This window comes from Nocardia sp. NPDC019395, from assembly GCF_040632335.1.
Classification (GTDB): domain Bacteria; phylum Actinomycetota; class Actinomycetes; order Mycobacteriales; family Mycobacteriaceae; genus Nocardia.
On sequence record NZ_JBEYBT010000001.1, the window covers coordinates 1,712,544 to 1,733,966 of the forward strand.

The following is a 21,423-nucleotide window of genomic DNA, read 5'->3' on the forward strand; positions in this document are numbered from 1 at the left end:
GGACCGCGATCATGGCGCCCCCTGCTGTTCGGCCCGTAGCAGCGGTACCCACAGCCGGCGGGCGATGGACCCGAACCGCGTGTGCTCGACCGGTTCCCCGTCCGGTGCCGCGGCCGCGGTGAGACGGCTCAGATCCGGGGCGCGGCCCCAGACGTAGCGAAGATGCCGATCGGTGTGCTCGGCGAAATCCCGGGTCTTATCGCCGCCGCCGAACTCCCGATCGGCCGCGACCATGGCTTCCTCGGGTGGTAGGCGCCGGTACCGCGCCGCCGCGTAGGCGGCGGTTGTGGCCGTCGGGATCGGCAGCGGTTCGTTCAGGCCGGCATCGCGCAGGGCGACCAGCGTGCGCAGAATCGAGTTCGCCTCGTCCGCGCCGGGGGCGGTCAGCTCGCTGCGCCAGGCCGGGGTGGGGAACCGGCCGCGCCCGGTCACCGCGGCACGCCACGAGCGGTCCTCGGTGACCGCCAGGGCCAGTACCGAGACCCATGCCGCGAGGCGGTGTTTCGGGGCCACACGTGAATACGTGGCGCGTACCAGCAGGTCACCGCGGACCTCGGCGACAGTGCCGGTCAGCCGGCGGCCACCACCCAGATCCACGGCGATATCGATATCGCGCGGCGTCTGCGTGTAGTCCGGTCCGGCCGCGCGGACCAGCGATTCGACCGTCCGCTCCACATCGTCGAGCACCCGGCGGCCGAGCTCGGCGGGGGGAAGGGTGCCGCGCCGCCATTCCGCGGCCCGCAGATCCGCGGGGTCCGCACCGGCCAGCCGCGCGGCGAGCATCCGCTCCCCGAGCGCCCAGGTATCGAGGCCGCCGAACTCGATCGGCAGCCGGTCGGTGATTTCCTCCTCCTGGTCGGGAATCCGCACACCGAGGCGCTGCCAGAGGAAAGCGCGCACCGGATGCTCCAGGAACGAGATGAGCTCGGCCAGACTCGTTTCCGTGGTCTCGGCGGCGGGCAGGGCCCGGGTGAACGGTCCCGGCTCGGCGGCACGTGGCCGCAGGGTCGCCCGGGCGCCGGCGAACGCGGCCGTATCGAAGCTGAACGGCGCGGGCGCGGTGAAATTACGTTGATCGTGTGCCTGCAACGGATGGCGGGTCAGCACCTCGGCCATACCCTGTGTTCCCACATGGGTGCGCAATGCGTCCAGCAGTTCCGCGATCGGCACGGCAGGCGGACGATACGCGCCTGTCACCGGGTCGGCGCCGGTGTGCAGCACCACCAGGGTGTCGCGGGCGGCCATGATCGCGTCCAGCAGCAGCTGCCGGTCCTCGGACCGCGGATCACGTTCGCCCAGTAGCGGATCACGCGCGGGTACATCGTCCCCGTCTATTCCGGTGCCGCGCGGAAAGACCTCGTCGTCCACCCCGAGCAACACCACCACGCGGTGCGGTACCGACCGCATCGGGGTCATCGTGCAGACGGTGAGTTCGCCGGTGCGGAAATTGGCGCGGGTCGCGCCGGTCGCGAACCGGCCCTGCAGCAGTTCCGCGATATCGGCGCGCCGCAACGCCGTATCGCCGGCGTAGACCGTGGCGGCCGCCAGCTCCCGGCGCGCCTCGGTGCGTATCCACGCTTGCGACTCCGGGACATCGGTCAGCAGATCGAGGGCACGCCCCAGTATCGCCGACCACTCGCCGGCCGGCGCGGGCCCCTGCAGATCACGCAAGATCGCGGCCAGCCGGTCGATGAATTCCGCGAACCGGCCGGCCAGATCGATATCGTTGCTGTCCACATCGTCGAGCGGTAGTACCCTGTCCAGCCAGCCCTGGGAGCTCTCGTCCGCGGTGACACCGAGCAGGATCCGGTCGAGGGCGGCATTCAGGGTGTTCTGCTCGAAATCACCGAGCCCGAACGCTTGCCGCTGCCGCCGGCCGATCCCCCACCGGGCGCCCGCTTCGACCGCCCACTCCCGCATCCGTTCGATATCGTCATCGTCGAATCCGCAGGCGCGGCGTACCGGTTCGGCCGCGGCCAGATCCAGCACCTCGGTGACGGTGACCCGCCCGCGCGCCAGTTCGAGCAGCTGCACAACCAGGCCCAGCAGCGGGTTGGTCACGGCGCGTCCGCGGTCGGCGAGCCGCACGCGCAGCCGGTGGCCGGGATGTGCCACGGCAGCCGGGACGTCGGGGCTTCCCGGCCCCGGCTGCCCGAACGCCGCCCGGACCAGCGGAGCGAATACCTCTACCTCCGGACACATGATCACGACATCACGTGGCTCGAGCGTCTCGTCGGCGGCGAAGAGACCGAGCAGGCATTCCCGCAGCACCTCCACCTGCCGCACCGGCCCATGACACGCATGTACCTGCACACTGCGGTCTCCGGTGCGCTGTCCGGCCGGCGGGGGCCAGTCGTCGTCGCGAATATGTCCCTGCAGCGTGTGCAACAAGGTCGGCGATACGGGATCCGGCTGCTGCCCTTCGGCGGCTCCCGTATCCGCGAAATCCCGTTCCCCTCCGGGCTGCTCACGATCCGTCGACCGCAATGCCTGCCGTTCGCCCTGGTCCGGCGGGTACCAGGTATCGGATCCGGGCATGGGCAACCGCAGTTGGAACTCCCGGATATCCCGGCTCAACCCGGCCAGCAGCGGATGCCGCACAGAGGACGCCGAATCGTCGGCTGCTCGTGAGGTTCCCGGCTCGCCGGCGGCTCCGGATCCCGCCGCCGGATCGGACCTGTTCCGGGCCAGGGAATCCCACATCGCGGGGCTCGGATGCGTCAGCCACAGATGCAGATCGCGGTGTTCGGCCAGGGCCGTGAGTACCGCCAGGTGCCCGGCGGTCAGACGGGTCGCGCCGAAGAGTGACAGCCGGTCGGGCAGCGTGACCGAACCCGGATCCGAGCGCAACCGCGCGCAGGCTGCCCGCAGACGTTCCGCCGGGCTCGGGGCCCCGACAGCCGCACGCAGCCGGCGCCAGAGCAGGGGCTGCCACACCAGGTCGTCCGGGAGTGGCCGGCCGGTGCCGTCGGTATCGGCACCGGCCGCCCATTCGGTGATGAGGCCCGGGCGTTGTACCGAGTACGCGTCGAACAGCACCGCCAGCCGTGCCGCTGTGGCATAACGCCTGCCCAGCCGATGCTCGGTGCCGGCGATCGCCGGTTCGGTTCCGGTGTCGCTTCCGTGCGCATCGCCGGGCGGCGACCCGCCCACGTCGAGTCCGAGATGCTGTGCCAGTACCGCACACCATGATTCGTGTACCGATTCGTCGATCACCCGCAGCAGCGTCCACACCACACGGTCGTGCGCCCACGGGTCCGTGTGCGCGCCGATGCCGGTGACCTGGTCCAGCACATCGTCTACCAGCGCGGCCGGGGACGGGAACCGGATATTCGCGGCGATCCCGTCGCGGGCTCCCGGCGCCGCACCCAGAACACCCGAAAGTTGCTGTGCCAGCCAGCGCTCCACGCCCTTCGCGGGTACCGCGACCACTTCCGTGGCGAACGGATCGGGCAGTGGATCGGCAAGCACCGCGGCCAGTACCGCGGCGAGCGTGTCCGCGCGTTCGGCACGGTGGACGTGCAGCGCCATCTCCGCCCTTTCGCTCGGTTCGATCCCGTCCACCGCCGCATTCGCACACCTCGAGCGGCCCGTCTCGTCCCCCGTTTATACGCCCCGCCGCCGACAGCGCCGGGCAACCCCCCGCGACGCCCAGGACAACCCCGGGACAGGTGATCATCATCCGAATGTCCCTAGCGCCGAACGCTTCTACCGTATAACCAGTGCTTCTGCACAGTGAAATAGCACACATGAGCCACCGACACGCGGTCGGATGGCCGGGATCCCGCGGAGACGCTGTGTCACAGTGCAACCCCCGGGAGGAACGGGTTTCCGCAGGAAAGGCTGGTTCGCGTCGATGAAAGCGCTGGTTGTGCCCCTGATACCGAGGGACGGGTTCACGGTTCGCCGATCCGGCGACCGGTGGGAACTGGTCAACTCCCGGCATTACGGACGCACCGTCGTCCTGCATTCGTGGCCACGCGATGAGCACACCGAGGCATTCGAACACTGCTACCGCCTCAACGGCCGCCCGGTGGCCGGCCTGAAGGCCGCGGCCCGCGTCCACTAGCGGTCACCCAGGAAAACGTGCGCGCAGAGCGTCGATATGACAGTGTGTTTCCTCGTGCGTTACCCCCTGCTCACCGCCGCGGCGCCCCGTGTGGCCGCGCCCGCATCCGTCCTGGCCGCCGCCGCGATCCTGTTCGCCGGCGTACCCGCCGGCCTGCCCTCGGCCGCTGCCGTCCCGCCGGCGCACACCCAGGGTTGCGCCCACGGGTTCGACTGTGATCTCGCCGGCCGGATCGAAACCGTCAACTCTTATCTGGACTCGCGGCCGGGTGTCACCGGCTACGTGATCCGGGATCGCGAGACCGGCGCCGTCTACGCGAGTCCGCACGCCGAGGATCTGGTGTGGAGCGCGTCCACGATCAAGCTCGCCATCGCGCAGGATCTGCTCAACCGCGCCCGTGTCGGCGCCATCGCGCTGCCGCCGGAGGACCGCCAGCTCATCGAGCAGATGCTGCTGACGTCCAACGATCAGGCCACCGACCTGCTGTGGAACAAATACGCGGGCCTCGACCGCATGGCGTTCAACAACGCGTTCCGCGCCAACGGGATGACCAGCCTGGCCCCGCAGCCCTCCCCCAATCCCGGTCCGCACTGGGCGTTCCAGAAGACCACCGCGGCCGATCTCGACCGGCTCATGTCGAGCGTGCTGGACCGGATGCATCCCGACGACCGCGGCTACCTGCTGGATCTGATGCGCCGGGTCGATTCCAATCAGCACTGGGGCGTCTGGGGCGCCGGAGCGGATATGCGGCCCGGCCTGAAGAACGGCTGGTCCGACGAGCAGGGCGGCTGGGTGGTGAACTCGGTCGGGTTCGCCGGTGCGGGCGAGCGCTACACCTTGGCGATCATGACAGCGATGAACGGCGAGGGCGGCTACGAGGAAGGCTCGGCCACCGATACCACCGTCGCCGAGAACCTGCTGTCCGGTCGCTGAATCGGCTGCGGCCCGAGCTGTTCCGTAACGACCGGCGCCGGTCTCCCGTGACGAACGGGAGACCGGCGTTGTCGATCGCGGGGGGTTGTCTCAGGTGAGACGCCGCAACCGCATCGGGGCGTCGTCGCGTGGGAACGGAATCGTGGTGAAACCCCACGGCATCCGGTAACTCTCCGGAAAACTCCACTCGTAGTCACGGACCAGCGCGGAGATGATCGTCTTCACCTCGAAGGTGCCGAAGTGCATACCGATGCATTTGTGTGAACCCGCACCGAAGGGCATCCAGGCGAGCCGATGCGATTTGTCCTCGCGACGCTCTTCGGAGAAGCGCGTCGGATCGAAGACCTCGGGATCGGTCCAGAGTTCCTCGAGCAGGTGGTTGACCTGATAACCGAGGTCCACCGGAGTTCCGGCGGGGATGTAATGCCCGAGGATCTCGGTATCACGCACCGCGCGACGCACCATCCCGGGGACCGGCGGCATCAGCCGCAGACTCTCCTTCACCACCAGGTCCAGATTGTGCAGCGTATCCAGATCGGCGATGGCCGGCGATTCCCGCGCCAGATCCAGCGCCCGCACCTCCTCGCGCACCTTCTCCTGCCAGTCCGGGTGTTTGCCCAGGTAGTAGGCGACTGCGGTGGCAGTGGTCGTGGTGGTGTCGTGAGCGGCCATGATCAGGAAGATCATATGGTTGACCACATCCGCGTCACTGAAGACCGAACCGTCCTCGGCGCGGGCATGGCACAGCCCGGAGAAGAAGTCGGGGGCCTCACTGCGGCGCTTCGCCGGCACCATGGCCGCGAAATAGTCCTCGAGAACCTTGCGGCCACGTAACCCCGCGCGCCATTTCCCACCCGGCACGTTGTGCCGGACGAGCGCGAGCCCGGCGTGGGTGCACGCCACGAACGCGTCGGTGAGCTGCCGGCGCTGATCGCCCACCTCGGCCGCCATGAAGGTCTCGCCGGCGATATCCAGCGCCATTTCCTTGATCGCGGGGAAAAGTTGCACGGTCCCGCTCGCGCCCGGTCCGCCGGAAACCCATCGGCCGATCGTCGAACGGACCACCGGTGTCAGTTCCGCCAGATGCGCCTCCAGGCGCTCGCGGGTGAACGCCTGCTGCATGATGCGCCGGTGGAACATATGCTCGTCGAATTCGAGCAGCAGCAGGCCGCGCCGGAAGAACGGCCCGATGAAGTAATCCCAGCCCTGCCCGAAATCGCGGCGGCGGCGGCCCACCACCTCGTCCAGGGCGTCGGGTCCCGCGGCGAAAACCCGATCCATACCCATGGAGCTGTTGATGCTGACCGGACCGAAACGCCGGTACCTGTCCAGCATTTCGGCCGGACCCCACCGCATGTAATGGAAGGTGCGGCCCACATACGGCAGGCCCGCGTCCCCACGCACCGCGACGGCATCACTCCCGGACGGCGGGGTGGCCAGTGTCTTGAGCCGCTCGGGGACCTTCTGTAGCAAACGGTCGACAACCTGGCGCCTCGGTAGTTCGATGAGCGCCGAGTTCTCGGTATCGGTGCGCGCCCGCGCTCGTCGCGTGGCGGCACGGTCGACGGTGACCATGACGAAACCTCCTGAGAGATAGCATCCATCGTATTGTCTTTGTTGCAAAGGACCGGCCTTTTCAACCGAATCGGTACCCGCGGGCTGCCCCCGAGACCACCACGCGATCGCTATCGTGGTGAGTTGCCACACCACCACGAGTGAACAACGGGCATCGAACTGTGTCCTCGGCGCGTACTGCCACTACCGTGTGCGATATCGGACAACGATCACCGGGCAGCACCGGCCCACCGCTGGCGAGGAGCGATATGAGCACGCAACCTGTTGGAAACGGCCGGCACCGCGTCGTGGTGATCGGGTCCGGATTCGGCGGTCTGTTCGGCACCAAGCACCTCAAACGAGCCGATGTGGACGTCACCCTCATCTCCAAGAGCACCACCCATCTCTTCCAGCCGCTCCTGTACCAGGTGGCCACCGGAATCCTGTCGGTGGGCGAAATCGCGCCCGCGACCCGGCTGGTGCTACGCAAACAGAAGAACGCCCGGATCCTACTGGGCGAGGTCACCGATATCGACCTGACCGAACGCACGGTCACCTCGGTCCTGCTCGGTGAATCCACCGTGACCCCGTACGACAGCCTGATCGTGGCGACCGGCGCCCAGCAGTCCTATTTCGGCAACGATCAATTCGCCACCTTCGCGCCGGGTATGAAAACCATCGACGACGCCCTCGAACTGCGCGGCCGGATCCTCGGCTCCTTCGAACAGGCCGAAGTCGCGCGTACCCAGGAAGAACGCGACCGGCTACTCACCTTCGTCGTGGTGGGCGCCGGACCCACCGGCGTCGAATTGGCCGGGCAGATCGCCGAACTGTCCGATCGCACGCTCGAAGGCACATTCCACAATATCGATCCCCGGGACGCCCGGGTGATCCTCGTGGAGGGGGCGGGTGCGGTACTCGGACCGATGGGCCCGAAGCTGGGCGGCAAAGCGCAGCGCCGGCTCGAATCCATGGGTGTGGAAATCCAGTTGAACGCACTGGTCACCGATGTCGACGCGCACGGTGTGACGGTCAAGGACCAGGACGGCACCACCCGGCGGATCGAATCGGCGTGCAAGGTCTGGTCGGCCGGTGTCCAGGCCAGCCCGCTGGGCAAGATGCTGGCGGATGCCTCCGCCGGGACCGAGGTGGACCGCGCCGGGCGGGTCGTGGTGGAATCGGACCTCACCATCAAGGGGCATCCGAATGTTTTCGTCGTCGGCGATCTGATGTCGGTCCCCGGTGTTCCCGGGCAGGCGCAGGGCGCGATCCAGGGCGCCACCTACGCCGCGAAGCAGATCAAGGCGGAGGTCGGGGGCAATCAGACCCCGGACGACCGGGCGCCGTTCAAATATTTCAACAAAGGCAGTATGGCGACGATCTCGCGGTTCAGCGCCGTCTGCCAGGTGGGCAAACTCGAGTTCGGCGGATTCCTCGCCTGGCTGGCCTGGCTGGCGCTGCACCTGTACTACCTCGTCGGCTACCGGAGCCGGATCATCACGATCATCCAGTGGTTCGTGACCTTCCTCGGCCGCAGCCGCGGCCAGATGGCGGCGACCGAACAGTGGATCTTCGCCCGGCTCGCACTCGAGGCGGTATACGGCGACAGCGAAGAAGGTGAGGAGATCGTGCGCGGAGCGGCGGGACGCCGCCCGCCGGGCCCGGCGGGCGGTACATCCGTGGCCGATCCCACCGGAGCCGGGGGCGCCGATCCGGCAGGCGAGAAACCCACCGGCAATCGGAAGGTCGGCTGACCGGGCCGATATCCCGGACCCATGCCCACTCCGGAGCTAATATCGAGCAATCGATATTTCCGGAGAGAGGCGACCATGGGTAAGCACAGAGCTACGGGTGTCACCCGGCGCGCTGCCGGTTCGGTTGTCGCGGCGGGCGCGATCCCGCTCATCGCGACACTGATCGGCGCCGGTACGGCCGACGCCGAAGCATTCCCCGCGCCACCCGCATTCCCCGCGGGCCTGCTTCCGCCGGGCCCGGACGCCGGCGCGAGCACTCCGGCCGCGGCGACCACCGCGCTACCGGACGCCACCCCGGCCGTGCAGCCTCCGGTAGCCCCGGACCCGCTGGCCGCGGCCGGCACCGCGGTGCAGGACGCCGTCCGGTCGGTGACCGATACGATCACCGCGGCGACCGCGCCGCTGACCGTGCCCGCGCCGATTCCCGCGATCACACCGCCCACCACACCCGCCGATCCGATGCCCGCCGCGCCGGGTGCCGGACCACTGCCGGAACACACCTACCTCGCACCCCGGGCTACTCTCCCGGCCACCCAGCCGGACTCCCCCGCGGCGCCGATCGATACACCGCCGGGCACACTGCGGATCGGCAATATCGTGATGGCCGTGCCCTTCGACGCCGGCCCGGTCAACCAGGGTGCCGCGCAGACCGAGGAGCAGGTGGCGACCTACCTCGATTCGACGGGTATGGAGCCCGGCCGGGCAGATCGGCTCGCCGCCCAGACCGTGGGTAACGCCGTCGTCGGCGCGGCCATCGGGAATGCCGTGGCCGCGCCGGTCGCCATCCCGTTCGGAATGCTGGGCGCGGTCGCGGGCTTCGTGGCGGGGATACCGTTCCTGCCGACCGGTCTCGTCGTCGGACCGGTACTCGGGGCGGCAGTCGGATACGGCGTCGTCGCGGCACCCGCCATGGCCGCCGGTGCCGCACTCGGCGCGGCCTACGGAGTGACCGACGGCTTCACCACGCCGCTCGTCGGAGCACCACCCCAGTGATCCCGAGGCCGGCCGAATCCGCCGGGCGGGCCGGCCTACCACGACCGTCGTGACGCGCGATATCGACGGAACACCGCCGCGACCGGCGGGGCAGCAATCGATCAGCGACCCCTCCCGGGCCGATCGCTCAGACCTCTGAACTGAGATAACCCATCCGCCGGCCGTTCCGGTCCGAATATCGGGCAAACCGACAAACTTTCCGGAGAAAGGCGACCATGGGTAAGCACAGAGCTACCGGTCCGTCGCGGCGGGCTGCCGGATCGGTAGTCGCGGCGGGCGCGATCCCGCTCATCGCGACACTGATCGGCGCCGGTACGGCCAACGCCGAAGCACTCCCCGAGCCACCCGCGTCACCCCTGATCCCCGCACTACCCGCGAATCTGATCCATACCGCGCCCGCCACCAGCGATCCGCTCCGCGATGTCACTGCCGCCGCGCACGAGGCGACCGCGGTGGCCGTCCGGTCGGCGACCGATACGTTCGGTATGGCCGCGGCCCCGTTCCTCGGCGCTGCACCGGCACCGGCCCCCGCCGGGGTAGCGGATCCGGTCCCGGCACCCGCACCGACCCCGGCGACTCGGCCGATACCCGCATATTCCTATCTGGCCCCGCAGGGTGAACTGCACGCACCGGTACCGGTGGCGCCGGTGGCGCCGATCGAGGCCCCGCCGGGCAAACTGCGCGTCGGGAACATCATCATGGACGCCCCTCCGTTCGACGTCCGCGAGATCAACACCGGCGCCGCCCAGGCCGAGGCGCAGGTGGCGACGTTCTTCGATTCGGTGGGCGTGGAACGCAGCCGGTCGGATCGGATCGCCGCCCAGACGGTGGGCTCCGCCGCCATCGGCGCGTCGGTCGGTAATACGCTGGCGTCCCCGATCGCGGCCACCTCGGCGATGGTGGGCGCGGTGGCGGGGCTCATCTCGGGTGTTCCGTTCCTGCCGATCGGCCTGGTCATCGGCCCAGTGCTGGGTGCGGCCATCGGGTACGCGGTCATCGCCGCGCCCGCGATGGCCGTGGGCGGCGCCATCGGCGGGGCGATCGGCGCGGCCGACGGTTTCGCCGCCGCTCCGTACGGCACAGCACCACAGTGACAACCCGGGTGTCCGGCGGGCGGATCGCCCGCCGGATACCTACGGGTCGATCGGCTGTGTGACGGCCGAACGCCCGCCTCTCCCCACGACCGCCGCCACAGTCGCCACGATCAGCAGAATGCCGGCCCCGACCGCGATCGAGGTGTGGGCACCGGTGACGAACGCGTCCCGGGCCGCGTGCACCAGTGCGGTATCGGCGTCGGGCCGCTGAATCGTCTCGCCCAGGGTGGGCGCGAACTCGCCGGCCGAGCGGAAGACCAGCGCCGCCAGCGACCCGAGCAGTGCCAGCCCCAGCGCATTGCCGAGTTCGAAACTGGTTTCGGAGATACCGACCGCCGACCCGGCCCGCTCCGGCGGGACCGCGGCCACCGCTACTTCCGACACCAGGGTGAACACGATCCCGTAGCCGATACCGGCGATCGCCGATCCGGCCGAGTACCAGACCGCACCGCCGTCGACACCGATCCCGAGTACCAGCAGATTACCGATCGCGGCCACCGCCAGCGCCAAGGCGAACGCCCACCGCACACCGAGCAGACGAGCCACCGCGGATCCGTTGACCGAGAAGACGAATACGGTGACGGCCATCGGTATCCCGAGCAGCGCCGCCTGCAGCGGGTCACGGCCGGTGACCGATTGCAGCCAGATACTGCTCAGATAGCTCAATCCGGCGAGCGACATCATGGCCGCGGTACACGATCCGATGGCCAGTGAGAATCGCGACCGCCGGAACAGCGCCAGATCGAGCAGCGGTTCGGTCAACCGCCGCTGCCGCCGGACGAATACGGTGAGTACCGCCGCACCGGCCAGTGCGCTCAGCAGCGCCTCGGCATCGGGTCCGTATTCGGCGATATGTTTCACCGCATAGACCGCGGGCAGGATGCCGCCGATCGAGAGAATCACGCTCGGCAGGTCCAACGGGCCCAGCGCGGTGGCCCGGTGCTCCGGCAGCAGCACCGGCGCGAATATCAGCAGCACCAGCAGCACCGGAATATTGATAAGGAAGACCGAGCCCCACGGGAAGTGGTGCAACAGCACACCGCCGATGATGGGCCCCACCGCGGATCCCCCCGCGAAGAACGCTGTCCACACGCCGATCGCCTTGGACCGTTGCCGCTGGTCGGGGAAGAGATTCGAGATCAACGCCAGACTGGACGGTAGCAATGTGGCCCCGCCGATCCCCATCAGTGCCCGGGCCGCGATCAGCACCCCGGCGCTGGGCGCGAAGGCGGCTATCGCCGAGGCGATACCGAACAGCGCGGCACCGGCGAGCAGGATATTGCGGCGGCCGATCCGGTCACCCAGATTGCCCATGGTGATCAGCAGACCGGCGATGAGGAACCCGTAGATATCGAGTATCCACAGCTGCTGCGCCGCTGTCGGGTCGAGATCGGCGGTCAGTGTGGGTAAGGCCAGGAACAGCACCGACATATCCATCGACACCAGCAGTACCGGCAGCAGCAGTACGGCCAGACCGAACCAGGCGCGCCGTCCGCCTCCCGTATCGGGGACGGTCCGCGCCGCCTCCAGGTTCGTCATCGAAGGTCCTTCCAGGTCGTCGGTTCATCTACTCGTAACATCATCCGTGGGCGCGGCTGTTCCGGACCACACCCCTGGCCCTCCAGCGAACTTCAGCACCCCGCCACTCAGAGCTAGCACGGCTAGTGTTTCGATCCCTCGATGAGCGCCGATATCGTGATCTGCGGTTTGGGCCCGGCCGGGCGGGCGCTCGCCCACCGCTGCCTGGCCCGCGGGCTGTCGGTCACCGCGGTCGATCCGAATCCGCGACGGCGCTGGCAGGCTACCTATGCCGCCTGGACCGACGAACTTCCGCCCTGGCTGGACGACGCGACGGTGGCGGCCACGGTCGCCGAGCCGATCGCCTACGGCGCGCAGGCCCACGCGATACCGCGCTCCTACACAGTGCTGAACACCGCCCGGTTCCAGCAGAGCCTCGATCTCACCGGCGCGACTGTTATCGCCGGCCGGGCGAGTGCCCTCGGCCGTCATACCGTGACGGTGGACTCGGGCCGGGTCCTGCGGGCCGGCCGTGTTATCGATGCGCGCGGGTTACGCCGCCGGCCCGGCCGCGCCGAGCAGACAGCCTACGGAATCGTCGTCGAGCACCTCGACCAGGACATACCGGCACTCTTCATGGACTGGAGGTCCGATAACGGTACCGGTCCGGGCGCCGCCCGCTCGTTCCTCTACACGATTCCGCTCGGTGGCGGCAGCGTCCTGTTCGAGGAGACCTGCCTGGTGGGTGCGCCCCCGATCGGCCTCGACGAACTGGCCCGTCGCCTGCGGCACCGGCTACGGGTGCGCGGTATCCCGTGGCAGGGAGACGAGCGAGTCGAGCGCGTTCGCTTCCCGGTCGTCGGCGGCACCCCCGGTGCAGGGCGCTTCGGCGCGGCCGGTGGGTATATGCATCCGGCCACCGGGTACAGCGTCGCCGCGGCTCTGGTGGCCGCCGACGATATCGCGGCCGGGCGGCCGGGGCCGCGGATCACGGCCCACGCGGTGTACCGGCTCCGGCGGGCCGGGCTGCGAGCACTGCTCGCATTGCCGCCGGACGAGCTTCCCCGTTTCTTCGACACATTCTTCGACCTCGACGTCGATCTCCAACGTGCCTACATATCCGGTCACAGCGACCTCACCGGAACGGTCACCGCCATGACCCGGCTCTTCGCCGCCCTGCCCGGGCGAACCCGGGCACGGCTCGCCGCCGCGACACTGCATTTTCCCGCTCTCTCGCACACGAGGTCCGGTTCGGTCATCATGGAGTAATGCGGTCCATCTGGAAAGGCTCGATCGCGTTCGGGCTGGTGAACGTCCCCGTGAAGGTCTACACCGCCACCGAGGATCACGACATCAAGTTCCACCAGGTCCACGCCAAGGACGGCGGCCGGATCAAATACGACCGCGTCTGCACCGTCTGCGGACAATCGGTCAAATTCGCCGATATCGATAAACAATACGAATCGCCCGAAGGCGAGAAGGTCATCCTCACCGATGACGATTTCGGCAAACTGCCGGTGGCCGAAAAACACGAGATCCCGGTCCTGCAATTCGTTCCGTCGGATCAGATCGATCCGATCCTGTACGACAAGACGTACTACCTCGAACCGGATTCGACCACTCCCAAGGCCTACGTTCTGCTGGCCGCGACGCTCGAAGGTATCGAGCGGACCGCCCTCGTACATTTCACGCTCCGGCAGAAAACCCGCCTGGCCGCGATGCGGGTCCGGGACGGAATGCTGGTCCTGCAAACACTGTTGTGGCCGGACGAAGTCCGCTCGGTATCGTTCGAATCGCTCGAGGAAGCCAAGGCACCCCGGCCGCAGGAGATAAAGATGGCCGAAACACTGGTCGAATCGATGTCGGAGGATTTCGATCCCGACCAGTACACCGACGAATACCAGGTCGAACTCCAGCGTCTGCTCGAGGAAGCGATCGCCCGCGGAGACGGGAAAGCACCGGAGCGCGCCGAGACCGGCCCGGCCGAGGAATCCGACGCCGAGGTCGTCGATCTGGTCGCCGCGCTGCAGCGGAGCCTGGAGGCCAGTGGCGCCCGTGGCGGCGGGAAATCCGCGGACGACAAGAGCACCGGTAAAACTTCGAAACCCCGTAAGTCCGCGCAGAGCAAAACCGCGCAGAGCAAAACCGCGCAGAAGCGAACTCGAAAGGGCGCATGACCCGCCGTTACACGGCCTGGATGAACCAATCCAACCGGCCCTTCGGCTCGGAGCTGCTGCGGTGATAGTGGAATCCGAGATGACGGGCCAGGGCGATCGCCGCCGTATCGGCCGGGTCGATACGCAGCACCGCCTCGTCCGCGGAGTCCTGCCGGGCCAAGTACCGGCAGGCCAGCACGACAGTCCGGCCGTCCACTCCGCGGCCGCTCCAGGGCGCATAGATTCCGTACCGGATATCGGCCTGCCGTTTCGCGAGGAATTCCGGTTCCAGGGTTATATCCAGCGTTCCGGCCAGCGCACGGGCCGGAACGTCCACGACAGCGAAGGTCTTATGCGGTCCGTCGTCCGCCCACTCCGCCACGCAACGTTCGAATTCGGCGACCATATTCGGAGTGCCCGGCCCGGCCGCCGGGCGCACCGGTTCCCGGCCCTGAGCGGCCAGGTGCGCGGCGGCGTCCGCGACCTCGATCGGTCGTAGCCCGATCACCCCATCCGATATCAGCACGTGATCATGATCTGCATAATCCGGACCATTCGACAAGCCACGGCGGCGGCGCGCCGTGAAACGAAAATGCCAGCTCGCACACTGTATGTCGCCGAACGACAATTCCGCGGCACTCATTTGCGGAGACACGCCCCAGGTATATGACCAGCACGGTTCGCCGGGTGGATACTCGGCCCATGACCGATACCCCGGAGGATCCGCATCGGCTCGTATCCGCCGCCGTCGTGGTGGGCGTGGACGGGACCCCCGCCGCCCATTCGGCCATCCGCTGGGCGGCCACGGTGGCCGCTCGGCGCGGGCGGCGGCTCGTCCTCGCCTACGGGATGAATTCGACCCCGGCCAAAACCTGGCTGATGGCCTACAAGCCCATGGTCGACGAGGCCGTCCGAACCCTGCGCATGCACGGCGAACAGGCGCTGCTGACCGGCACTCAGGTCGCCCGCGAAACCGCGCCGGAACTGGCACCCGACACCCTGATCTCCGAGCACAGCCCCGCCAAGATGCTGATCGAGCTGTCCGAGTCCGCGCATATGGTAGTGCTGGGGTCGCGTCGCGGCGGCGCCGTCGCGCACCTCGGATCGACCATCCTGGCGGTCGCCGCGCACGGGCGGGGCACCATCGTCGCGGTCCGGGAGGACGGTGAGGACATCACCAGCGGTCCGGTGGTCGTCGGTGTCGACGGCAGCCCGGTCAGCGATACCGCCGTGGCCGCCGCCTTCGCCGAGGCGGCCGAACGCGAAACCGATCTCGTCGCTGTCCACACCTGGAGCGATCTGACCTTCACCGAATTCGCCAGCACCGGATATATCGAGATACCGGCGGAAGACCTGCAGACCGCGGAACAGGCAGTGCTCGCCGAACGGCTGGCCGGTTGGCAGCAGCGCTACCCGGAGGTCGCCGTGCAACGCGAGGTCTATCCGTCGACCCCGGCACAGCATCTGCGCGAGTGGTCTGAACGCGCCCAGCTGCTCGTCGTGGGCAGCCGGGGCCGCGGCGGATTCCGGGGGCTACTGCTCGGCTCGACCAGTCAGTCGCTGATACAGCGGGCCACGTGCCCGGTCATGATCACCCGACCCGGCTGATCGGGAAACTCGGGCCCCGAGCCGGGCAATGCGCCCCGGGAAGCCGGTCAGCCGATCATTCCGGCAAGCAGTGCGCGGGTTCGCCGGGCATCTTCGCCGCCGGCGAACACCGAGGCCACGAAGTCGGTGGCACCCGCGGCGAACACCTCGCCGACCCGGGTGGCGACCTCGTCCTCCGACCCGATGATCGCGAGATCCGCCGGGCCGGCCGCGCCCTCGCGGTCCATCATCGCCCGATACGACGGTAGCGTCCCGTACGTCGCGAAGGTACGTCCCGCCCGTTCCCGCGCGGCCTCGATATCATCGGTGACCAGCACCGGCAGCGCACAGACGATACGCGCGGCGGGCCGCCCGGCGTCCGCGGCGGCAGCGGCGATGGTCGGCGCGATATGCTCCCGGATCGTGGCCGGCCCGGTCATCCACAGGACGGTGCCCTCGGTGCGGCGCCCGGCCAGGCGCAACATCTGCGTGCCCATGGCGGCCAGCAGCACCGGAATCCGGCCCTCGTCCGGGATACCGAGTTCCAGGTTCCCCGCCAGGGTTTCACCCGTATACGACACCGGCTCCCGCTGCAGCAGTGGGCCGAGAACCGACAGATACTCGCTCATATGGCGGGCGGGGCGTTCGAACCCGTACCCGTACATATTCTCGATGACGACACGATGGGACAGTCCGACACCCAATGTCAGGCGATCCGGGCCCACCGCGAGTGCGGTCGTCCGCGCCTGCTGGGCCAGCGCTCCCGGATGCCGCGGATAGCTGGGGACCACGGCCGTCCCCAGTTCGATATCCGGTACCTGGCTGCCCGCCACGGCGAGCGCGGTGAGCGCGTCGAATCCGAATATCTGCGACAGCCAGGCCGACTGGAATCCCTCCTCGGCGGTTCGCCGCAGTTCCTCGGTGAGCGTGCGCAGGGCATCACTTCCGGATGGTTCACTGAGCAGAATGCCGATCCGCACGGCGGGCCTCCTGGTCGGCTCGTAGGACTGCTGGACCTCGATGGTTGCGTCTCCGACCCTACCCGCCGGCAGCGGGAGAAACGCGCGACGCGACGCGCCGCCGACGCGCCCGGGACCTCCTCGACCGACGGGCTCCGGCGGGGCATGCTGGGAGCATGGACGAGTTTGCGAGCTGGCGGTCGAACGGACAGCGTTTTACCCATCGCGGACACCAGATCTTCTGGCGGCCCGGCGGAACCGGATCCGCGGGGAACCTACTATGCCTGCACGGCTTCCCGACCGCGTCCTGGGATTGGCATCTGGTCTGGCCCGATCTGTGCGAACAGTTCGCGCGGGTGCTGGCACCGGATCTGATCGGCTTCGGCTGGTCGGCCAAACCGCAGCACTACGACTACACGATCATGGATCAGGCCGATCTGTGTGAACAGCTGCTGCGCGAGCAGGGCATCGAGCGATTCCACATACTGGCACACGATTACGGTGACACGGTCGCCCAGGAACTGCTGGCCCGCGACGCGGAACGTCATGCGGCCGGCGACCGATCACTGGTCGTCGAATCGGTCTGCCTGCTCAACGGCGGACTCTTCCCGGAGGCGCACCGGCCGCGGCCCATACAACGCCTGCTGGCCGGGCCGCTCGGCCCGCTGGTCGGCCGGTTCGGCACCGAGGGGACCTTCGCGCACAGCCTGTCGGCTGTCTTCGGCCCCGACAGCAAACCGGATTCCGACGAGATGCACCGGTTCTGGCTGCTGTGGTGCAGTAAGCACGGAAAACGCAACGGCCACAAACTGATGGGCTATATGGCGCAGCGGCGGACCCATCGGGAGCGCTGGGTGGGTGCCCTGATCCGGCCCCAGGTCCCGGTCCGGCTCATCGACGGTTTGCGTGATCCGGTGTCGGGTGCCCGCATGGTGCGCCGATATCAGCGGCTGGTCGCCGAACCGGATGTGGTCGAACTGCCCGGTGTCGGTCACTACCCGCAACTCGAGGCTCCCCGGGACACCCTGAGCGCATTTCGCGAATTCCTCACGACACGGGTCGGATAGCCCCGCGTTCTTCGAATTCCCCGAATCGTCGCGGATACCCGGCTCCCCCACCGGCGCTGTCGCGTCGGCCGGCGGGCCCGGACCGCGCCGCGGGTACCGGCTGCACCACCGACGACCGGCACCGATCGACTCCCAGAGCGCCTGCCGGTAGCCCCTGTCCTCGCGCAGATCCCAACTCGCCCACCGGGATAGCGCCGCCCGATCGACGATCTCGATGCCACCGGTTCCGGTGCGCCGGTGTGATATCGCTACGATGACGCGGATTATCTGCCCACCCTTTCGGAGGACTGTATGGCGCGCAAGGTCATCGTCGAGCTGGTCGACGACTACGACGGAACATCCCCGGCCGAGGAGACCGTCACCCTGGCTCTGGACGGTGCCACCTACGAGATCGATCTCGCGGCACATAATGCCGAGAAGCTGCGGGAAATCGTCGGAGGCTGGGCGGCGCATGCGCGCAAGACCGGCGGGCGGGTGACGAAGGGCAAACGGCTCGGCCGGGCCGCCGCCGACAGCCGCCAGACCCAGGCCATCCGCGACTGGGCGCGGCAGAACGGCATGGAAGTGTCGAACCGGGGCCGGATTTCCGCCGAGGTGACCGAGGCGTACCGCAAGGCACACAACTGAGCCGCACCCGAGTACCGGTGACCGTGTGGCTCAGAACCGGTCATAGGGGGCCGGGCCCGGACGCGTGAAAGATCACAAACAGGTAACGGGATGCTCTCCGGAGGCGACATAGAAATCGGTATGCCGATGGCGTGGCGGGGCCACGCGATGTTCGGCACCGGTCGTACAGCGCGCGGACGGCACAGCCGGCCGCGCGCGCGACCTGCTCGCACCGGACGAAAGGCCCTGTTCACTCATGCGATTGTCACCGGCGACGTTCGCCGCCCGTAGCCGCCGTAGATTCTGGCCCGCCGTCGCCGCGCTCGCCGTGCTGTTCCAGGCCGTCTCCCTGATCGCCGGCGGCGCCCCCTCCGCACGTGCCGCCTTCGACCCGGCAGGAATGGATTTCTGGGTCGACGGCAGCATGGGCCCGATCAAATCCCGTATTTTCCGCGCCGCGGACGGTAACACCTCGCGGGTGGTGTACGCCCTCGACGGGATGCGCGCCCGTGAGGACCTCAGCGGCTGGGAAATCGATACCGATATCGCGCGGGAATTCACCAAAGCGAATATCAACGTGGTGATGCCGGTCGGCGGACAGTCCAGCTTCTACACGGATTGGAACGCACCCAGCACCTTCGCCGGAATACCGCCCGGATCCGGATCGACGAACGGATCGTCGGGTTCGGCGTCCGGCTCCGGCGGTCTGCAGGCCATGTCGGCGGGCCCCGGTAAGTCCTACACCTACAAGTGGGATACCTTCCTGAGCCGCGAACTGCCCGCCGCACTGCGCGACAGGCTGGGTTTCTCGACGCAACGCAACGGCGTATTCGGCCTGTCCATGGGCGGTAGCGCCGCACTCACGCTGGCAGCGCAATATCCGGACCGATTCAGCTTCGCCGGTTCCTACTCCGGCTATCTGAATATTTCCGCGCCCGGAATGCGCGAGGCGATCCGGGTCGCCATGATCGACGCCGGCGGCTACAACGTGGATTCGATGGCCGCACCGTGGGATCCGAAATGGCTGCGGATCGATCCGTTCGTCGCCGCTCGTGGGCTTGTCGCGAACAACACGCGACTCTGGGTCTCGGCGGCCAGTGGCCTGCCCACCTCGTCCGACGGTCCGACGATGGGCACCGCCAACGGAATGGGCCTGGAAGCGCTGGCACTGGTGAACACCCGCGCGTTCCAGGTACGGATGGCGACCCTGGGCGCGAAGAACGTGCACTACGACTTCCCCGCCTACGGAATCCACGCCTGGAACACCTGGGCCGACCAGGCGCTACGGATGCTGCCGGATCTCTCGGCGAATATCGGATGACGGCCCCCGGCGAATCCCCGGGCCGCGCCACGGGGACTGTGCTCGACGACGGACTCCCGGAGGGGCTGCGCTATCGCACGCGCGATCATTACGTGGTCGGCCGGGAGAAGGTCCGCGAATTCGCGCGGGCGGTCCAGGATCATCACCCGGTGCACTGGTCCGAAGACGCCGGGATCGAATACGGGTACGGCGGGCTCATCGCCCCCGCGACCTTCTTCTCGGTGCCGGGGTACCTGGCGCAAGCCGAAATGTTCGATTCCGTGATGACCGGATACGACCTGAGCCAGATCATGCAGACCGACCAGGTCATCCGTTACCACAAGCCGATCCGCGCCGGCGATGCTCTGTCCTTCGAGATCCACCTCGAATCGGTGCGGCGAGCGTTCGGTGGCGACCTCATGGCATTCGAGACCACGGTCACCGATCAGCACGGCGCGCTGGTTCTGGTCTCACGCACCGGCGTGGTGGGCCGTGCCGGCGCCGGGCCCGACCTCGGCGATCTCGGGGCTGGAGTGCTCATGCACGGCTTCCGGCCGGGCAGCAACCGGCCCGGCCCATCGCCCCGCGGCGGTTCGGTCGCGGACGCCGGTGAGCTGCCCGTTGCGCCCGCCACCGCACTGCCGGCCGTGGGGTACCGTCGCGCTTTCGACACGATCCGGGTCGGCGACGAACTGCCGGCCCGGACGGTGCACCTCACGATCGGTGATCTGGTGAACTACGCCGGTGTGTCCGGTGATCCGAACCCGATCCACTGGAGCGCCGAGATCGCCGGCCACGTCGACCTCGAAGCCCCCGTCGCACACGGGATGTTGTCGATCGGCACGGGCGCGGGTTTCGTCACCTCCTGGCTCGGCGACCCGGGTGCCGTCCGGGAATACGCGGTCCGGCTCACCAGTCCGGTGTACGTCACCCGGGAAGGCGCCGATATCGAATTCACCGGCAGAGTGAAGGCCACGGACCCGGTCTGCCGGACGGCGACGATCGCCCTCACTGCCCGGCACCAGGGTCGCAGAATCTTCGGCCGCGCCACGGCTGTCGTCCAGTTGCGCTGATCCACCCCCGTGCCCGGCGGCTGTCGCCCGGCCCGCCCCGGGCGACCCTCCCCGCTGCCGATCGACCTGACCCGGCCCGGACCGGGCACCACCTCTGTGCCACGCGGGTAATACCGAGGTATTATCGTAGGAATCCGTGGAATACGGGCAGTACGAATGGTGGATCGGTGCGTACGAACTGCTCCACCGCGGCGAAATCGAGCCCTGGGAAGTATTGGAGGTGCTGTATTCGCCGCGGCGGTGGCCCCGGGCAGCGACAAGCCGCGACGGACTACCCGCCGCAACCGTCTGGGGCCGCACGGACGACGGACGAGCCCTCATCGTGCTACTGCGGTGGCTCCGCACCGACGCCCGGTGGCAGATCCTGCTGGCTGTACCGATGCGGCCCGCACACATCGCCGAATACACCGCATGGGAGGCGACCCGAGATGATCGATAAAGAACCCGAACCCGGCTATCCGCGGTCACCCGACGCAGCCGAGGAATTCCTGAACGCACTCACCTACCACGATGCCGCCCCGCTCCCGCCGTTGCCGCCGACCAGCGACCACATCGAACAGGGCATGGTGGCCACCTCGTTCAAATGGACGCCGGATATGCGCGACCGCGTCCGGCGCAAGGCCGCCGAACACGGCGTGACACCGTCCATCCTGATCCGCCAGTACATCGAGATGGGACTACTGGCGGAGCAACCCGAGCGCATGATCCCACTGGCCGACGCCGTACGGGCCCTCACCAGCCTGCCGCATTCGGCCTGACA

The 21,423-nt window shown here is 68.4% G+C and carries 19 protein-coding genes; 14 read left to right on the forward strand and 5 right to left on the reverse strand.

Annotation, left to right across the window (positions count from 1 at the left end; all coding sequences use genetic code 11):
- Positions 1-9: 9 nt before the first annotated feature.
- Positions 10-3,531, reverse strand: coding sequence for an exodeoxyribonuclease V subunit gamma (gene recC, locus ABZ827_RS07145; RefSeq protein WP_357234580.1), 3,522 nt, complete (start codon positions 3,529-3,531; stop codon positions 10-12).
- A gap of 325 nt (positions 3,532-3,856) precedes the next feature.
- Here recC and ABZ827_RS07150 point away from each other — a divergent pair, with 325 nt between their 5' ends.
- Positions 3,857-4,069, forward strand: coding sequence for a hypothetical protein (locus ABZ827_RS07150; protein WP_357233670.1), 213 nt, complete (start codon positions 3,857-3,859; stop codon positions 4,067-4,069).
- Positions 4,070-4,111: 42 nt separating this feature from the next.
- Positions 4,112-5,002: a serine hydrolase gene (locus ABZ827_RS07155; protein WP_357234582.1), complete on the forward strand. Its 891-nt coding sequence runs from the start codon at positions 4,112-4,114 to the stop codon at positions 5,000-5,002.
- A 90-nt stretch (positions 5,003-5,092) separates the two neighbouring features.
- Here ABZ827_RS07155 and ABZ827_RS07160 read toward each other — a convergent pair whose 3' ends face one another.
- Positions 5,093-6,577: a cytochrome P450 gene (locus ABZ827_RS07160; RefSeq protein WP_357233672.1), complete on the reverse strand. Its 1,485-nt coding sequence runs from the start codon at positions 6,575-6,577 to the stop codon at positions 5,093-5,095.
- Between the two features lie 248 nt (positions 6,578-6,825).
- Between ABZ827_RS07160 and ABZ827_RS07165 the strand changes: the two genes are divergently transcribed.
- The 3 genes from ABZ827_RS07165 (at position 6,826) to ABZ827_RS07175 (ending at position 10,397) form a co-directional block, all read left to right on the forward strand.
- Positions 6,826-8,310: an NAD(P)/FAD-dependent oxidoreductase gene (locus tag ABZ827_RS07165; RefSeq protein ID WP_357233674.1), complete on the forward strand. Its 1,485-nt coding sequence runs from the start codon at positions 6,826-6,828 to the stop codon at positions 8,308-8,310.
- 75 nt (positions 8,311-8,385) lie between these two features.
- Entirely contained in the window at positions 8,386-9,303 is a 918-nt protein-coding gene (locus ABZ827_RS07170; protein ID WP_357233676.1) for a hypothetical protein, read from the forward strand.
- A 215-nt stretch (positions 9,304-9,518) separates the two neighbouring features.
- Positions 9,519-10,397: a hypothetical protein gene (locus ABZ827_RS07175; RefSeq protein ID WP_357233678.1), complete on the forward strand. Its 879-nt coding sequence runs from the start codon at positions 9,519-9,521 to the stop codon at positions 10,395-10,397.
- A gap of 39 nt (positions 10,398-10,436) precedes the next feature.
- Here ABZ827_RS07175 and ABZ827_RS07180 read toward each other — a convergent pair whose 3' ends face one another.
- Entirely contained in the window at positions 10,437-11,936 is a 1,500-nt protein-coding gene (locus tag ABZ827_RS07180; protein WP_357233680.1) for an MFS transporter, read from the reverse strand.
- Between the two features lie 141 nt (positions 11,937-12,077).
- On the opposite strand from ABZ827_RS07180, the gene ABZ827_RS07185 reads away from it, so the two are divergent.
- Positions 12,078-13,184, forward strand: a complete 1,107-nt coding sequence (locus ABZ827_RS07185; RefSeq protein ID WP_357233682.1) for a lycopene cyclase family protein — start codon at positions 12,078-12,080, stop codon at positions 13,182-13,184.
- Positions 13,184-14,092 carry a Ku protein gene (locus ABZ827_RS07190; RefSeq protein ID WP_357233684.1) on the forward strand — a complete coding sequence of 303 codons (909 nt, stop codon included), beginning with the start codon at positions 13,184-13,186 and terminating at the stop codon, positions 14,090-14,092. Before ABZ827_RS07185 ends, ABZ827_RS07190 begins: the two co-directional genes overlap by 1 nt.
- 7 nt (positions 14,093-14,099) lie before the next feature.
- Here ABZ827_RS07190 and ABZ827_RS07195 read toward each other — a convergent pair whose 3' ends face one another.
- On the reverse strand, positions 14,100-14,597 hold the full coding sequence (locus ABZ827_RS07195; protein ID WP_357233686.1) for a GNAT family protein: 498 nt from the start codon (positions 14,595-14,597) through the stop codon (positions 14,100-14,102).
- Positions 14,598-14,773: 176 nt separating this feature from the next.
- Here ABZ827_RS07195 and ABZ827_RS07200 point away from each other — a divergent pair, with 176 nt between their 5' ends.
- Positions 14,774-15,679 carry a universal stress protein gene (locus tag ABZ827_RS07200; protein ID WP_357233688.1) on the forward strand — a complete coding sequence of 302 codons (906 nt, stop codon included), beginning with the start codon at positions 14,774-14,776 and terminating at the stop codon, positions 15,677-15,679.
- Between the two features lie 47 nt (positions 15,680-15,726).
- On the opposite strand, the gene ABZ827_RS07205 is transcribed toward ABZ827_RS07200, so the two are convergent.
- Positions 15,727-16,638 (reverse strand): TIGR03564 family F420-dependent LLM class oxidoreductase, encoded by a 912-nt coding sequence (locus tag ABZ827_RS07205; protein ID WP_357233690.1) that lies wholly within the window; start codon positions 16,636-16,638, stop codon positions 15,727-15,729.
- Positions 16,639-16,793: 155 nt separating this feature from the next.
- Here ABZ827_RS07205 and ABZ827_RS07210 point away from each other — a divergent pair, with 155 nt between their 5' ends.
- From ABZ827_RS07210 to ABZ827_RS07235, 6 genes are all read left to right on the forward strand, one after another.
- Positions 16,794-17,684 carry an alpha/beta hydrolase gene (locus ABZ827_RS07210; RefSeq protein ID WP_357233692.1) on the forward strand — a complete coding sequence of 297 codons (891 nt, stop codon included), beginning with the start codon at positions 16,794-16,796 and terminating at the stop codon, positions 17,682-17,684.
- Positions 17,685-17,975: 291 nt separating this feature from the next.
- Entirely contained in the window at positions 17,976-18,311 is a 336-nt protein-coding gene (locus ABZ827_RS07215) for an Lsr2 family protein (RefSeq protein WP_357233694.1), read from the forward strand.
- Between the two features lie 235 nt (positions 18,312-18,546).
- The gene (locus ABZ827_RS07220; RefSeq protein WP_357233696.1) at positions 18,547-19,611 is read left to right on the forward strand and encodes an alpha/beta hydrolase family protein; all 1,065 of its coding nucleotides are present in this window, start codon (positions 18,547-18,549) and stop codon (positions 19,609-19,611) included.
- The gene (locus ABZ827_RS07225; RefSeq protein WP_357233698.1) at positions 19,608-20,663 is read left to right on the forward strand and encodes a fused (3R)-hydroxyacyl-ACP dehydratase subunits HadA/HadB; all 1,056 of its coding nucleotides are present in this window, start codon (positions 19,608-19,610) and stop codon (positions 20,661-20,663) included. Before ABZ827_RS07220 ends, ABZ827_RS07225 begins: the two co-directional genes overlap by 4 nt.
- 136 nt (positions 20,664-20,799) lie before the next feature.
- Positions 20,800-21,102, forward strand: a complete 303-nt coding sequence (locus tag ABZ827_RS07230; protein WP_357233700.1) for a hypothetical protein — start codon at positions 20,800-20,802, stop codon at positions 21,100-21,102.
- On the forward strand, positions 21,092-21,421 hold the full coding sequence (locus tag ABZ827_RS07235) for a hypothetical protein (protein ID WP_357233702.1): 330 nt from the start codon (positions 21,092-21,094) through the stop codon (positions 21,419-21,421). The genes ABZ827_RS07230 and ABZ827_RS07235 overlap by 11 nt, the downstream gene beginning before the upstream one ends.
- The last annotated feature ends 2 nt before the right edge of the window (positions 21,422-21,423 follow it).

Excerpts from the sequence above, each read along its gene's own strand:
- recC (WP_357234580.1), bottom strand. The coding sequence starts at position 3,531 with ATGGCGCTGCACGTCCACCGTGCCGAACGCGCGGACACGCTCGCCGCG.
- ABZ827_RS07150 (WP_357233670.1), top strand. The coding sequence starts at position 3,857 with ATGAAAGCGCTGGTTGTGCCCCTGATACCGAGGGACGGGTTCACGGTT.
- ABZ827_RS07160 (WP_357233672.1), bottom strand. The coding sequence starts at position 6,577 with ATGGTCACCGTCGACCGTGCCGCCACGCGACGAGCGCGGGCGCGCACC.
- ABZ827_RS07165 (WP_357233674.1), top strand. The coding sequence starts at position 6,826 with ATGAGCACGCAACCTGTTGGAAACGGCCGGCACCGCGTCGTGGTGATC.
- ABZ827_RS07170 (WP_357233676.1), top strand. The coding sequence starts at position 8,386 with ATGGGTAAGCACAGAGCTACGGGTGTCACCCGGCGCGCTGCCGGTTCG.
- ABZ827_RS07175 (WP_357233678.1), top strand. The coding sequence starts at position 9,519 with ATGGGTAAGCACAGAGCTACCGGTCCGTCGCGGCGGGCTGCCGGATCG.
- ABZ827_RS07180 (WP_357233680.1), bottom strand. The coding sequence starts at position 11,936 with ATGACGAACCTGGAGGCGGCGCGGACCGTCCCCGATACGGGAGGCGGA.
- ABZ827_RS07185 (WP_357233682.1), top strand. The coding sequence starts at position 12,078 with ATGAGCGCCGATATCGTGATCTGCGGTTTGGGCCCGGCCGGGCGGGCG.
- ABZ827_RS07190 (WP_357233684.1), top strand. The coding sequence starts at position 13,184 with ATGCGGTCCATCTGGAAAGGCTCGATCGCGTTCGGGCTGGTGAACGTC.
- ABZ827_RS07200 (WP_357233688.1), top strand. The coding sequence starts at position 14,774 with ATGACCGATACCCCGGAGGATCCGCATCGGCTCGTATCCGCCGCCGTC.
- ABZ827_RS07210 (WP_357233692.1), top strand. The coding sequence starts at position 16,794 with ATGGACGAGTTTGCGAGCTGGCGGTCGAACGGACAGCGTTTTACCCAT.
- ABZ827_RS07215 (WP_357233694.1), top strand. The coding sequence starts at position 17,976 with ATGGCGCGCAAGGTCATCGTCGAGCTGGTCGACGACTACGACGGAACA.
- ABZ827_RS07220 (WP_357233696.1), top strand. The coding sequence starts at position 18,547 with ATGCGATTGTCACCGGCGACGTTCGCCGCCCGTAGCCGCCGTAGATTC.
- ABZ827_RS07225 (WP_357233698.1), top strand. The coding sequence starts at position 19,608 with ATGACGGCCCCCGGCGAATCCCCGGGCCGCGCCACGGGGACTGTGCTC.
- ABZ827_RS07235 (WP_357233702.1), top strand. The coding sequence starts at position 21,092 with ATGATCGATAAAGAACCCGAACCCGGCTATCCGCGGTCACCCGACGCA.